The following is a 14,498-nucleotide window of genomic DNA, read 5'->3' as shown; positions in this document are numbered from 1 at the left end:
ATCTTAAATTGAAATTTGAAATACTTACTAGATAGTTATCATCAGAAGATGTAATGAATTTACAAAAAAGAAAGAATGAAGAATGACTACATAAAATAAAGCCTTTTTAAATTTAAATAGTTAAGAAACTCACAAATAAAGAAGGTATAAAATATGATATGATTGTATAGAAATAAAGAGAGGTTGTGAGTTTGTGAGTGCATCCAATAATTTTGATATTATCGTTGTAGGTGCTGGGCATGCCGGTGTAGAAGCAGCGCTCGTATCTGCACGTTGTAATAAGAAAACTGCATTAGTTACATTAAGCATAGAGAACATAGCTAAGATGCCATGTAATCCATCAATAGGAGGGCCAGCTAAAGGAATAGTTGTTCGAGAAATTGATGCGTTAGGTGGTCAAATGGGAATCACTGCAGATAAAACAGCGTTACAGTTTAAAATGTTAAATACAACAAAAGGTCCGGGTGTACAATCTTTGCGTGTACAATCAGATAAGATAGAATATTCAAAAATGATGCAAGATATTTGTTTGCATCAAGAAAATTTAACGGTTGTTGAAGGGCAAGTAAAATGCTGCAATTTCAAGGATCAAACAGTGACAGGAATTACTATGATGAATGGTGATGTGATAGATAGTAAAATTGTGATTCTGACTACTGGGACTTACATGTCGAGTTTAGTTATGGTATCTAAGAATGTTACAGAAAGTGGGCCGGATTCAGAACCTACAACACATGATCTATCTGCTTCATTACGTGAAGCAGGATTAGAAACATTTCGACTAAAAACAGGAACACCACCGCGTGTGAAAACAGATACAATTGATTTTTCTAAAACAGAAATACAACCAGGCACAGAACAATTTGTTTCCTTTAGCACTAGTACAAAAGAGATACTTCCTTTTGATCAACAAGTTGTTTGTTACTTGACATATACAGCACCAAAAACACATGAAATTATTAAAGAAAACTTACATAAATCTAGTATGTATTCAGGAGTAGTTAAAGGAGTTGGACCTAGATATTGTCCATCTATTGAAGATAAGTTAGTTCGTTTTTCTGATAAGGAAAGGCATCAACTATTCTTAGAACCAGAATCATTACAATTAGATACAACATATGTACAAGGATTCTCCACATCATTACCTCATGAAATTCAAGAGGAAATGGTTCATTCATTGCCTGGCTTAGAAAATGCAGTGATAGAAAAATATGCATATGCAATAGAATATGATGCAGTGGATCCGCTACAACTTAAACCTTCACTAGAAACAATGAAGATTCAGAATCTATTTACTGCAGGACAAATTAATGGGACATCAGGATATGAAGAAGCTGCGGGACAAGGCTTAATGGCTGGAATTAATGCAGTGAATAAACTCAATGGCAAAGATCCGCTCGTGCTAAGAAGAGATGAAGCGTATATTGGGGTTATGATTGATGATTTAGTTACTAAAGGTACATTGGAACCCTATCGTTTACTTACATCAAGAGCAGAGTTTAGATTATTGTTGCGTCATGACAATGCGGATCAAAGGCTAATGGAAAAGGGATATCAACTTGGTGTTATAAATGAAGAAAGATATCAAGAATATTTATATAAAATGACCAAAATTAATGAGGGTAAAGAGAAATTACAATCAATTCGTTTTACTCCAAAAGATTCAATCAATACTTACTTAGAAACTCTTGGATATGAAAAGTTAACAGAAGGAATTACAGGATATGATTTATTGAAACGTCCAAATGTAGAATGTCGAGAGTTATGTAAAGCATTGGATTATGATATATCAGACGAGATTGCAAAACAAATTGAAATCGAAGTTAAATATGAAGGATATATCAATAAAGCATTAAAAGAAGCATCAAGATTAAATCAAATGGAAAAAGTATTACTTCCAGAGGATATTAATTATCTTGAAATAGATAACTTATCATTAGAAGGTAAACAAAAACTAGAAAAAATTCGTCCAATGACAATGGGACAAGCATCACGAATATCTGGAGTTAATCCTGCAGATATTGCAGTACTTGCGATAACACTTGAACAAAGACGTAGAAAGAAGGGGAATGATGAAAATTAACGAAGTCATTAATAATGTAGAAATATTTGGTATTGAAAGTGCAGTACGCGGAAGTAAGTACCCAATGGCAACAGATACAAATGCTGTAACATCAGATGTAACGCCAACCACATACAAACTTGCATCAAGTCGAGTAGGAGAGGGACATGATAATTTCTTAAATGGTATCATTGTTCAATTTGATTTAACGTTTACAAATAAAGTTTGGGTTGAATTAGAACGATATCATTTCATTGATTTTATTAGTAGCCAATCAACAATGCATCGTATATGTAGATTTGATATGGATAATGCATTTATTGAATATGTTGATCCAAGAATGATTGAAATCATGAAAGAAAAAACAAAAGCATACAATGATCTTCAAGCAGAAATTAAAAAGCTACAAGAAGAAGGTGCTGATGTTAAGGAATTAAACGAAAAAGCTAAGCTTATGTACTTAGAAGTATTATATTCAAATCCTGCAGGTTTCAAAATAACTGCACGCATGACAACAAACTATCGTCAATTAAAAACAATCTATCTTCAAAGAAGAACACATCGTTTGCCTGAGTGGCATGCATTCTGTGATTGGGTAGAAACATTACCTTATAGCGAATTCATCTTACCAAAGAAAGATTAAGAAACTGCTACTGTGCAGTTTTTTCTTTTGGTTTGATAAGTAATCTCATTCTTGTTCTATGCATAGGACAAAAAATAAAAAAAGAAGGGTAATAACTCATTTACACAATCTAAAACGGAAATAGTTTAATGAAGGAAGTGAAATTTTTCTTGTGTTACGCAATAATCTGAGAATAGATGATAAAATAGGAAATAATAGGAGAGTTGAAGCGATGAAGAAAATTCTGAAAATTATACTGGTAAGCTTTCTACTTATGTCATGTACTACTAAGAAAGAACCAATTCATGTAGCATTACCAAGTGAAATAAAAGCAATGTGGTTTTCTTATGTGGATTTTGATAAAAATCTAAAAGGGTTAGAGAATAAAGAAATTGAATCCAAGATAGAAGAAATTATAAATAATTGTGATGAACTAGACATCAATACTCTATTTGTTCATGCCGTGGCATTTACAGATGCTTATTACGATTCAAAGATTTATGCGAAATCAAGTCGTGTAAGTGATGAAATAGATTACTTAAAATTATTTGTAGAAAAAGCACATGAAAAAGGAATGCATGTGGAAGCGTGGATTAATCCAATGCGCTCATATACGGAAGAACAAGTAAACAGTTTGGATGAAACTAATATAATTAAAAAAATGGTGATTGAAAATAGTCTTGCACTTTGTAGTTTTGAAGGTAGATATTACTTGAATCCAGCAGTAGATGAAGCAAGACAACTTGTATTGAGCATTGTACAGGAATTAATAAAGAATTATGAAATTGATGGAATTCACATGGATGATTATTTCTATCCTGCAAAAGTAGATGATGCATTTGATGAGGAACAATTCATTGCGAGTGGGGAAATGGATAGAAGTACATTTAGAAAAAATCAAGTGAATCAATTAGTAAGTGATATCCATGAAATAACACAAGATCATGGACTCACCTTTGGGATTAGTCCATCGGGTAATTTAGAATATTCTAGAGATGTAATCTTTGGAGATGTGGAAGCATGGATAATAAGTAGTAGTATAGATTATATTCTCCCTCAAATTTATTGGGGGTATACCAATAAAACGAGACCGTATTTGGAAACGTTAACGATGTGGAATCAACTAGTTGAAAAGAGTGATGTAGATTTAATTGTAGGACTTGCAGCTTATAAACTAGGAATACCTAGCAAGGACAGTGATCAAGAAGAATGGAATACAGACACAAAATTACTTTCAAAACAAATACAAGATTGTAAGACAATGAGTAGATGTCGAGGTTATGCATTCTTTTCGTACCATTCTTTGTTTACGGAGTGTAATGATATAGGATTAAGTAATAAAAGTAATCTCTCCAATTAAAATAACGCTAAGTTGATTAGAGTAAATACTTGTCTTTGGAAGACAAGGGATATGGCAAATGAATCGAATAAGAATGTGTATAAAGGTGATTTCAGTTGTTGTTTATGTTTAAACTATCTCTTTTCGTATGAAACTTTGGTTTAAGACTTAGAAATCTGGGAAAAATCATAATGAAGAATAGTCGTTAATATAAGGTGGTTCGTAAAACAATAATTACAAAGTGCTAATTTAATATGAAAAATGTATTTTGCTTTTTAGACCTTCTCGTGGGCAAATTTGCACCAGATTATATATTCAAAGTCTTGAACATGTATAATGATGATAAAGGAGGTAGTATTGTATGAAAGAAGCGATAATGAAACAAAAAAGTTATGTCTTAATCTTTGTAGTATCTACACTAATAACATATCTTATTCTAATTGCAATTCTTAAAATGGGTATATTAGGAGATTTCACGAATTACAATGAAGTATTTGTACCATTCGCAGTAGGTTTATCTACTGACTTTCTATTTATCATAGGATTGATAATTTGGTTCATTTATTCGTCAAAGAAGAGTAAGAGTAAGAATGCGCATGAAACTTTTAAGAAGTATTTAATGAATGCAAGAAATGAAATAGTTGGGTGTTATATCGTTGTTTTTATTGTTTCCATGGTAAATCCAAAGTTTGGGAACTTATTTCTGCCTCTATCGCTTAATATACTAATACCAGTTACAGTACTTTATGTGTATGTGAGATACATAGAAAAATAAGTGCATCGGTTAACCAAATAACTGATAGTATAATCATTGAAGTGGCAAATTTGTTATGTATTCAAAATATGATCTAAATATATATTGATGAGATTATCACAATATTGATAAAACAGGAATTTTAACATCATTTCATCTGCGCTAAATGTTCCTTGTAAATGGATAATCAATATATCTAGCAAGTGTCTTACAGTTTTAGTTTAAGAAATTAAGAGTTAAAATAATTTGATACGCTTGACCAGAGTATTCGAAATAGTTAATATTATAATGTATCAAGGTGCTTCGCTACCTTTCTAAAAAATGCGACTGATAACGGAGCCGAATAGGCTTCTTTGGCACTCTAACAACTAGTGGGGACAACTCAAACAAAGGTGTGGAGCCACTATAACAAAGTGTGAAAGAAAGAAGAGCGATCAGTTTGTGAAAAACCACAAATAAATCGCTCTTTTTGTATGCAGATAAGATTCAAATAGTACTTAGGAATAAAAATCTAAAGTATTGAGTGCATAGACAATGAGATTTCTTACGTGAAGTAATATCGATTTGCGACTTTACACAGTGATTTATCTACGTTAAAAAGCATAATTAATTTTGCTAAACAATAATAAATATATTCCAAATCCAGAGGTTTATTGAGAGATAAATTATTCTTAATAGGTCGCCCTCTATTTATAACTATCAAGGGATTGATAGAATTAAGTTTTGCATTGAGTAAGTCTGATAATAATGTATTATATTTTTCCAATTAAAAACTACCTCCTTGTGAAATAAACAACACTGAAGTAGTCTATCATGAGATTTAAATTGTGTTCATTAACAACTACTGTGGACTTTTACTCCCCACTATTTGTAATAGCGTATCCACATCCACAGTAAATGATAGATATCTGCTTCTTTTTTGTATTTGTTAGTCCATTTGATTTGCGTAGTTTGTCTAAATAGGTACAATGACTCGAATTTCTTACTAAATTCTAGCAAGTGACATGTAGTTGTCATTATAACTATCGCTTAATGTAGTAATATCTGTCATTAATAAGTTTATAATATGTGAAGAATAACAAATTACTAACAAGATCTGGGTGTACAAAAGAATATCTAGCTTCTTTGATAATTAAGTAGAGTCATATCTTGGAAATGTTTGGGAAATAATGATAGAGGTTAGAGGTAATCTTTGGTATAATAATGTAACGGAGGGCAGTATGAAATTAGAAGAATTTGTAGAAGCTTGTTCAAAACAAGGATTAGTACTGAATGAAACTCAAGTACAACAATATTGTCGCTATGCTGAGATATTAAAAGAGTGGAATGAAAAAATGAATTTAACAGCGATAGTGGAGTTTGAAGAAGTTCTAGATAAGCATTTCTATGATTCGCTATTACCCTCATTTACAACGCATATAGAAGGTCATTTATGTGATGTGGGTTCAGGGGCAGGTTTTCCCTCAATACCGCTTAAAATTGCATATCCAGAGCTTAAAATTACCATTCTAGAACCACTAAAGAAAAGAGTAACTTTCTTAGAGACTGTTAAAAAAGAGCTTAATTTATCGGGTGTTACCTGTTTAGATGAAAGAGCTGAAGATTATGCGGTAAAGCATCGAGAAACATTTGATGTTGTTACTGCAAGAGCTGTGGCAAATTTAAATATGTTAGCTGAATTATGTATACCTTTAGTTAAGAAAGAGGGATTATTCTTAGCGATGAAGGGTTCAAATGGAATGGAAGAGTATAACGGAGCATTAAGTGCAACGACAAAACTTGGGTGTGAGCTTGTTAAAGAAGAAACTCGTACACTACAAGATGGTTCAAGTCGAATTAACTTATTTTATCGCAAAGTTAAATCAACACCATCAGGGTATCCAAGAATGTTTGCAAAGATTAAAAAGAATCCACTTTAAAGGAGTAACATGAAAGAGATATTAAATATAGAAGTAAGTCGTATTCGACCTAATCGTTATCAACCTAGATTAGAGTTTGATCAAGTAGCATTAGAAGAATTAGCTCAATCTATCAAAGAGAATGGATTAATTCAACCAATTACAGTGCGAGCATACAATGATAGTTATGAGATTATTGCAGGGGAAAGAAGATTCAGAGCTTGTCAATTGGCAGGGTTTGATCGAGTGCCTTGTTACATCATGACACCTACAGAGGAGCAAGCAGCTCAAATGGCATTGGTTGAAAACGTACAACGTGAAAATCTAACCGCAATTGAAGAAGCAAGAGCGTATGTTCAAATCATGAGACAAGCATCACTTACACAAGAAGAAGTTGCGAAGAAGATTGGAAAAACACAATCAACAGTTGCGAATAAAATTAGATTACTAAATCTTCCTGAAGAAATTCGAGAAGGTATATTACAAAGACAAATTACAGAAAGACATGCAAGGGCTTTGTTAAGTCTTACTGGAGATAAACAAATAGAAGCTTTCCATAATATTGTGGATCGCCAATACAATGTTAGACAATCTGAGGGTTATATTGAAGAACTAAGAGATGATAAACCAAAGAAGAAAAAACAAGCAACAAAAGGATTTACAAGAAACACACAAATTGGGATTAATAGTGTCAATCAATGTGTACAAATGATAAAGAAAACAGGGATTGATGTAACAACCGAAATGGATGAAACATTAACAGATGTACGAATTATTATCAAATTTCCTAAATAGTGAGGATGGTGTCATATGGGGAAAATAATTGCAATCGCTAATCAAAAAGGTGGAGTAGGCAAAACAACAACAAGTATTAATTTATCTGCGGGATTAGCATATTTAGGTAAAAAAGTGTTAATGGTAGACTTTGACCCTCAAGGCAATGCATCACAAGGAATTGGTGCGAATAAGAAGAAACATGAATCAACAGTTTATGAAGTTTTGCTCGGGGATACAAAAGCAAGTGATGCGGTGATTCAATTGAAAGTTCCACCATGTGCTGTTATTCCTGCCAATATTAATTTAGCTGGTGCTGATTTAGAAATGGCAGAATTCAAAGTTGGAAGAGAAAAACTACTAAGAAATAAGTTAGTTGAAATTAAGGATGAGTATGACTTCATTATTATTGATTGTCCACCATCACTTGGATTATTAAATACCAATGCATTGACTGCGGCAGATTCTGTAATCATTCCAGTACAATGTGAATATTATGCATTGGAAGGATTAACACAATTACTAAGTACAATTCGTTTGGTACAACGTTTATTTAATCCTGCACTTACAATTGAAGGAGTATTGCTTACAATGTTTGATGCTCGTACAAAATTATCTGTTGAGGTTCAACAAGAAGTTCGTAAGTATTTTAAAGAGAGAGTATATAAGAGTTATATACCAAGAAATATAAAGCTATCTGAAGCACCAAGTCGTGAACAAACTATATTTGAATACGAAGTTCGTTCGGAAGGTGCAAAAGCTTATGCATCACTTGCTAAAGAAGTGATCAACAGTTCTCAAAAGGAGGCTAAAGCATGAGTACAGATAAGAAAAAAGGATTAGGTAAAGGATTAGAAGCTATATTTGGCGAAGACATGATGGAAGCCATTGAAGATATTCAACAAGGTAAGGTTGACGCAGGTGGAAAAACAAATGAAATCGCAATAAGTGAAATTAGACCAAACCCATACCAACCGCGTAAAATTTTTGATGAAGCGGCTTTAAATGATTTGGCTGACTCAATTCGTGAACATGGTGTGTTTACACCTATCTTGATTCGTAAGAGTCTACAAGGCTATGAAATCATCGCGGGTGAAAGACGTTGGCGTGCGAGTAAGATTGCGAAGAAGGATAGAATCCCTGCAATCATTATGGATTTTACAGATGCACAAATGATGGAAATATCAATTCTAGAAAATGTACAACGTGAAGACTTAAATCCATTAGAAGAAGCTAGTGCATATCAACATCTTGCTGAAAGATTAAACTATACACAAGAAGTACTTGCACAACGTGTTGGTAAATCTCGTGTTTATGTTACAAACATTATGCGTTTATTGAAATTACCTCAACCCATTCAAAAAATGGTTACAGAGAAAAAACTTTCAATTGGACATGTACGTCCATTGGTAACAATTGAAGATGAAGAACTTGCGATTGAGATTGCAGAGAAAACATACAAAGAAGGGTTATCAGTACGTACAGTAGAAGCAATGACAAAAGAAATTGCAGATGGTAATGACAAGAAAAAAACTAAAGTTAAACCATTAAAAGAAAAAGATCCAAATCTTGTATATGTTGAAAATCTGATGGAACTTAAACTACAAACATTAGTTAGTTTGGATAAAAATGAAATTAGAATTAAATATACAAGTGATGATGATTTAAATAGAATTCTAGAATTATTAGGATTAATTGAAGAATAAGGAAACTTATTCTTTTCTTTAATAAAGGAGGAGAAAGATGAGAATTGATTTACATATTCATTCTTATTACTCTGATGGTACATTAACACCACAAGAGATTATACAAAACGCCAAAAATAATGATGTAGAATTAATAGCACTAACTGATCATAATCAATGTACAGGGAATAAAGAGATTATTGAATTTGCGAAGGAAGCCAATATTCAATGCATAACAGGAGCAGAAGTAGATACACTAGAAGATGGTGAAAACTTCCATGTGCTTGCCTATGGATATGATTTGGAAAATACTGAATTCAAGAATTATTTGGAAACAATAAAACGTAAGTTAGATGAAGTTAGTGAAAAACTAATTATGAAAATGGAGAAAGATTATCCAGAGGTATCCTTGGATGATTTTAATCAATATACTTATGACCCAAAGTTAGGTGGATGGAAAGCACTATACTATTTCATTGACCGTAAATTAGCCAATGATATCGGAGAAAGTTTTGGATACTATTTTAAATATGACCATACCTATGAATGTGTTGATTTTCCACCGATACAAGAAGTATGTCAAATGATACATTTTGCAAAAGGGAAAGCGGTATTAGCTCATCCTGGAAAAGTAATTGATACAAAAGACATGGAATATTTTAAATTTAAGCTTAGAAAAATAATTGAAAGTAATGACTTAGATGGCATAGAATGTTACTATCCATCCCATACAGAAGAAGTCGTGAAAGTCTGTTTGGAATTGTGCAAAGAAAAAGACTTAATGATTACATGTGGTTGTGATTGCCATGGTACATTTGAGAAAACAACAATTGGACAATTGGATATTGCAAAAGAAGAACTTGTTTTAAAAGATTTAGTAGTTCATAACATCATCTAGAAAGGTAAGATACTTTATCTTTCTTTTTCTATATTTAAGTAGTAGAAGAAACAAAAATATGATATATTAAATCTACAATGATAGACCTAATTTGAATTATATGAAAAGAGGATGAAGATGAAAAAAATAATAAGCATTCTACTCGTAAGTATTTTAATAACTGGATGTACAAAGGATGAGAATCTTGAACAAAAGCCCATTGAGACACCGATACTTCCAATGGAAATAAAAGAAAATGATATGGAAATTGAATTGTTACCACAAAAATTGATTGATGAAATAAATAAAAGTATTGATGAGTACAATCAAAGACCAGATGAAAAGAAATATATTGAATTAAAGGAAATAGATCCAATTTCAAAAGATTCCAAGATAGAGATTAAGCATATAGTTAATGATAAATATTTGAAGGAAACAGTTTATGAGGTACAACTTAATGATAAATACGCGGTGAATGTTAGCCTTAGAATAGAAGATCTTACATTGACATATTACACGCTAGGTATTGTGCTACGTAATCCTTATGATGATAATCAAGAGTATAAGGAAGAAGCGCAAATACTAAGTCAATTTGAATTATTCCTTGGCATATTTGAAAGGTCATTAATGGGATCATTCTTTGAGAATGATTACAGTATTCGACTTAATGGTAATGAAGATATTACAAAAGTAATTTCACTTGATGGTAACCCAATTAATACAACAGAAGATATTTACAATGTATATTACAAGGTATTCTCAAAAGATTTCGTAGAAGATGTACTCCAAAGTGCGTATAGTGGAGATAGTATAACTTATCTTTTGGATGTGGATGGATTAGCTTATATGTATATATGTCAATGTGGCGAATACAAATATCAACTGCACCCCGAGCTAGATAGGATTGAAGCAATTGAATACATTAATGATGAAGAAGTCGTTATTGAGGTTAGAGCACAAACAGGGTATCCTGATGAACTTGATGAATTCAATGATAAATATCTTGAAACAATCAAGTTAAAAAAAGAGGATGGGCTTTGGAAAATTGCTGCAGTAGACTACTTAGGGGAGTTTAATCTTAAAAAAGTAAATGTTGGAATACCGATCAACAACTAAATTTAAAATAGTAATACGGATAAGATTAATTATAAACACTAAAAATTTAATACAAAATTAATACATAAGAAATAAATATTAATATTAAAAAGATGGAAGCGTGGTATAATGAAAATCATAATCAGCGCTTTCATTTTTAATTGAACAGTGCAAAGAATAGGGGTAATGGATGAGTAAATATATTATAGTAGCAGAAACAGGAGCAGATATTCCTGCAGAAATCGTAAATAAATACGGAATTAAAATCGTACCTATGCACGTGTCATTTGGAACTGAAACTAAAGATGATATGACTTTTCCAGTGAGTGATATCTTCGATTATTATCATAAGACAGGAACACTTCCAAAAACAGCGGGTTCTACACCTGGCGATTTTGAAATTGTGTTTGACGAAATACATGAACAATATCCGGATAAACATATACTACATTTAGCTTATTCAGCTATCACAACTTGTTCATACCAAAGTGCGGTTATTGCGGCGGATGGATTAGATTATATTACAAGTATTGATACAAAATGTGTATCTGCTGGGCAAGCATTCCTAGTATTAACAGTTGCGGAATGGTTGGAAAAGAATCCAGATGCACCATTAGATGTTGTAATTGAAATGGTAAATGATTTAATTAATAGAATACATATGGGTTTTATTCCAGGAGACTTAGTTTATCTTAAAGCTGGAGGAAGAGTGAGTAATGCGGCATATATGGGGGCTAAAATTCTTAATTTGAGTCCTGTTATTGAAATTGTTGATGGTAAACTAATGTCGGCTAAAAAATACCGAGGTTCGATTATGACATCGGGAATTAAATTGATTAAAGAGTTCAGTGAAACACATCATTTAATGAAAGACAGAGCTATCTTTGTTTATTCTGGAGATATGAATCCTGCATTAAAAGAAAAAGCAGAGAATACTGCGAAAGAGTGTGGGTTCGAATCTTGTATGTGGATACAAGCGGGTTGCGTAGTATCTACACACAGTGGTCCTGGTGCATTTGGGATTATTGGATTTAGTGAGAAGTAATCAAGAGGAATGGAAACATTCCTTTTCGTTTACCAAAACTTAACTTCACTTTGATGAAACAATTTGAGATAATAGACAAGTATATTTGAATTGAGGGATAGTTTATGAACAAGAAATACATATTTTTTGATATTGATGGTACACTTACATCACATACAAAACGTAATCATATAAGTGAATCGACATTTTTAGCGTTAAGGAAATTAGAAGAGAGTGGACATTTTGTTTCTTTAGCTACAGGAAGAGCTGTCTATCTAGCGAAGGATATTGCAGAGAAGACAGGCGTGAAAAGTTTAGTTTGCGAAGGTGGTAACGGCATCATTATCAATGGAGAATTAAAGAATTATGAACCGATTGATATGGAAATAGCGAAAAATATCTTACGTAGATGTGATGAATTAGAATTAGCCTGGTCAGTATCTATTGAAGATAGTACAAATTTAGTTACAAGAAATGAAAAGATAGAATCACTTATAACGAACATAAACTTTTTAAGGAATATTATAGTAGATCCAAACTATGACTATACAAATGAAACATGTATAAGACGGATAATCATTGAGAATAATGAAGAAAAATACAATCAAATAGATGAAATCAAAAAGATTGGATTTATGCATTATGAAGGAAGTCCATTTGCATTTGTTGAACCAGATGATAAATACAAAGGAATCAAAAAAATAGTAGAAATGCAAGGTGGAAGCGAAGAGGATATCATTGTATTTGGAGATGGTATTAATGATTTAAAGATGTTTAAAAAAGCCAAAACAAGTGTAGCGATGGGCAACGCAATAGATGAGTTAAAAGAGATCGCAACATTCATTACCGATGATGCAGATAGTGATGGTATTTATAATGCATGCATCACTTTGGGCTTATTTAATTGACAATAGATACGAATTGTACTATAAATATATCAATTAGGAGAATTAATAAATGGACGAAGATAGTTGGCAGACATGTCAATATAAATACGAATTAAACACACAGACTATCAATGATAGATTTTTGTGTGTTTTTCATTTTACGGAGGAAATATGAGTAGTCAGTTAGTGTTTCAATTATTTTTACAAGCATTCTTAATCTTATTGAACGCAGTTTTCGCATGTGCTGAGATTGCGGTTATATCGATGAACGATGCAAAGTTAGAACAGTTAGTTAATGAAAAGAACAAGAAAGCGATTCGATTAAAAAAACTTACAGATCAACCTGCAAAGTTTTTGGCAACCATCCAAGTTGCGATTACACTATCCGGTTTCTTGGGAAGTGCTTTTGCAGCAGACAACTTCTCAGAAATGTTAGTAACATGGTTAGTTAGTGTGGGTGTCAATTTACCTGTATCAACACTGGATACAATTTCGGTAGTGATCATTACATTGATATTATCTTATTTCACGCTTGTCTTTGGAGAACTTGTACCAAAGCGTTTAGCGATGAAAAAAGCAGAGAAATTAGCATTAGGTATGTCATCATTGATCACCACTATATCGAATCTATTCAAACCCATTGTATGGGCACTTACTGCATCAACGAATGGGATTCTTAGGTTGCTTGGAATTAATCCAAATCAAGAAGATGAAGAAGTAAGCGAAGAAGAAATTAGAATGATGGTTGATATTGGAAACAAAAAAGGTGTGATTGAAGAAGAAGAAAAACAAATGATACAAAATGTATTTGAGTTTAATGATACAGAACTATCAGAAATCGCAACACACCGTATGGATGTTAAGGCATTACAAATTGCGGACACATTAGATGCATGGGAATTAGAAATGAAAAATAGTCGATATTCATATTATCCTGTATGTGATGGAACTGTAGATCACATTGTAGGTGTGTTAAACATAAAAGACTATTTTAGATTGAAAAACAAAACGAAAGAACTTGTCGTAAATACACTAATTCGTCCAGCACAGTATGCACTAGAATCGATGACAGCTGATGTTCTATTTAAAAAAATGAGAAGTACTAGAAATCACTTTGCGGTTGTATTGGATGAATACGGGGGTATGTTTGGTATTATTACAATGAATGATTTACTAGAAGAATTAGTTGGTGATTTGGAAAATGATATTTATCAAAAGGATGATGAAGAAATTGTTCAGGTCGCAAATAATGCTTGGGAAATCATAGGCAACGCAAGCCTTGAAGATGTATCTGAGCAACTAGGTGTAAGCTTGCCAACAGATACATATGAAACATTTGGTGGATTTATATTTGGAACTTTTGAAGAATTACCAAAAGTAGGGGCTCAATTTACATTGAATGAATATAAACTAGAAGTAAAAATAGAAGAGATAAAGCATTATCGTATTGAAAAAGCAATTGTTACAAAAACTGAATAGTA

The 14,498-nt window shown here is 32.3% G+C and carries 13 protein-coding genes; all 13 read left to right on the top strand.

Translation table 11 applies throughout. The annotated features are described in order from the left end of the window. The first annotated feature begins 193 nt into the window (after positions 1-193). Complete coding sequence (gene mnmG / locus RR643_RS04820) at positions 194-2,083, top strand: tRNA uridine-5-carboxymethylaminomethyl(34) synthesis enzyme MnmG (RefSeq protein WP_332469648.1); 1,890 nt, start codon at positions 194-196, stop codon at positions 2,081-2,083. After that, entirely contained in the window at positions 2,073-2,705 is a 633-nt protein-coding gene (locus RR643_RS04815; RefSeq protein WP_332469649.1) for a hypothetical protein, read from the top strand. Before mnmG ends, RR643_RS04815 begins: the two co-directional genes overlap by 11 nt. A gap of 211 nt (positions 2,706-2,916) precedes the next feature. After that, positions 2,917-4,044 (top strand): glycoside hydrolase family 10 protein, encoded by a 1,128-nt coding sequence (locus RR643_RS04810; RefSeq protein ID WP_332482483.1) that lies wholly within the window; start codon positions 2,917-2,919, stop codon positions 4,042-4,044. Positions 4,045-4,384: 340 nt separating this feature from the next. Then, the gene (locus RR643_RS04805; RefSeq protein WP_332482482.1) at positions 4,385-4,798 is read left to right on the top strand and encodes a hypothetical protein; all 414 of its coding nucleotides are present in this window, start codon (positions 4,385-4,387) and stop codon (positions 4,796-4,798) included. Between the two features lie 1,199 nt (positions 4,799-5,997). Then, positions 5,998-6,696, top strand: coding sequence for a 16S rRNA (guanine(527)-N(7))-methyltransferase RsmG (gene rsmG / locus RR643_RS04800; RefSeq protein ID WP_332469652.1), 699 nt, complete (start codon positions 5,998-6,000; stop codon positions 6,694-6,696). 9 nt (positions 6,697-6,705) lie between these two features. After that, entirely contained in the window at positions 6,706-7,470 is a 765-nt protein-coding gene (noc, locus tag RR643_RS04795) for a nucleoid occlusion protein (protein WP_332469653.1), read from the top strand. A 15-nt stretch (positions 7,471-7,485) separates the two neighbouring features. Next, a complete protein-coding gene (locus RR643_RS04790) occupies positions 7,486-8,268 on the top strand; it encodes a ParA family protein (RefSeq protein WP_332482481.1) in 783 nt (260 codons plus the stop codon). Continuing rightward, a complete protein-coding gene (locus tag RR643_RS04785; RefSeq protein WP_332469655.1) occupies positions 8,265-9,155 on the top strand; it encodes a ParB/RepB/Spo0J family partition protein in 891 nt (296 codons plus the stop codon). Before RR643_RS04790 ends, RR643_RS04785 begins: the two co-directional genes overlap by 4 nt. Before the next feature lie 37 nt (positions 9,156-9,192). Continuing rightward, a complete protein-coding gene (locus RR643_RS04780) occupies positions 9,193-10,032 on the top strand; it encodes a PHP domain-containing protein (protein ID WP_332482480.1) in 840 nt (279 codons plus the stop codon). Between the two features lie 117 nt (positions 10,033-10,149). Beyond that, positions 10,150-11,127 carry a hypothetical protein gene (locus RR643_RS04775; protein WP_332482479.1) on the top strand — a complete coding sequence of 326 codons (978 nt, stop codon included), beginning with the start codon at positions 10,150-10,152 and terminating at the stop codon, positions 11,125-11,127. A 169-nt stretch (positions 11,128-11,296) separates the two neighbouring features. Then, positions 11,297-12,151: a DegV family protein gene (locus tag RR643_RS04770; RefSeq protein WP_332482478.1), complete on the top strand. Its 855-nt coding sequence runs from the start codon at positions 11,297-11,299 to the stop codon at positions 12,149-12,151. Between the two features lie 104 nt (positions 12,152-12,255). Then, positions 12,256-13,038: an HAD family hydrolase gene (locus tag RR643_RS04765; protein WP_332482477.1), complete on the top strand. Its 783-nt coding sequence runs from the start codon at positions 12,256-12,258 to the stop codon at positions 13,036-13,038. A 150-nt stretch (positions 13,039-13,188) separates the two neighbouring features. Further along, on the top strand, positions 13,189-14,496 hold the full coding sequence (locus tag RR643_RS04760) for a hemolysin family protein (protein WP_332482476.1): 1,308 nt from the start codon (positions 13,189-13,191) through the stop codon (positions 14,494-14,496). Positions 14,497-14,498 lie beyond the last annotated feature (2 nt).

Source organism: Anaerorhabdus sp. (assembly GCF_036637135.1).
Classification (GTDB): Bacteria; Bacillota_I; Bacilli_A; order Erysipelotrichales; family Erysipelotrichaceae; genus Anaerorhabdus.
The sequence above is the reverse complement of the archived record's forward strand: the minus strand, read 5'-3'. Positions and strand labels throughout refer to the sequence as shown.

Excerpts from the sequence above, each read along its gene's own strand:
- RR643_RS04790 (WP_332482481.1), top strand. The coding sequence starts at position 7,486 with ATGGGGAAAATAATTGCAATCGCTAATCAAAAAGGTGGAGTAGGCAAA.
- noc (WP_332469653.1), top strand. The coding sequence starts at position 6,706 with ATGAAAGAGATATTAAATATAGAAGTAAGTCGTATTCGACCTAATCGT.
- RR643_RS04780 (WP_332482480.1), top strand. The coding sequence starts at position 9,193 with ATGAGAATTGATTTACATATTCATTCTTATTACTCTGATGGTACATTA.
- RR643_RS04815 (WP_332469649.1), top strand. The coding sequence starts at position 2,073 with ATGAAAATTAACGAAGTCATTAATAATGTAGAAATATTTGGTATTGAA.
- RR643_RS04785 (WP_332469655.1), top strand. The coding sequence starts at position 8,265 with ATGAGTACAGATAAGAAAAAAGGATTAGGTAAAGGATTAGAAGCTATA.
- RR643_RS04805 (WP_332482482.1), top strand. The coding sequence starts at position 4,385 with ATGAAAGAAGCGATAATGAAACAAAAAAGTTATGTCTTAATCTTTGTA.
- rsmG (WP_332469652.1), top strand. The coding sequence starts at position 5,998 with ATGAAATTAGAAGAATTTGTAGAAGCTTGTTCAAAACAAGGATTAGTA.
- RR643_RS04765 (WP_332482477.1), top strand. The coding sequence starts at position 12,256 with ATGAACAAGAAATACATATTTTTTGATATTGATGGTACACTTACATCA.
- RR643_RS04775 (WP_332482479.1), top strand. The coding sequence starts at position 10,150 with ATGAAAAAAATAATAAGCATTCTACTCGTAAGTATTTTAATAACTGGA.
- RR643_RS04760 (WP_332482476.1), top strand. The coding sequence starts at position 13,189 with ATGAGTAGTCAGTTAGTGTTTCAATTATTTTTACAAGCATTCTTAATC.
- RR643_RS04810 (WP_332482483.1), top strand. The coding sequence starts at position 2,917 with ATGAAGAAAATTCTGAAAATTATACTGGTAAGCTTTCTACTTATGTCA.
- RR643_RS04770 (WP_332482478.1), top strand. The coding sequence starts at position 11,297 with ATGAGTAAATATATTATAGTAGCAGAAACAGGAGCAGATATTCCTGCA.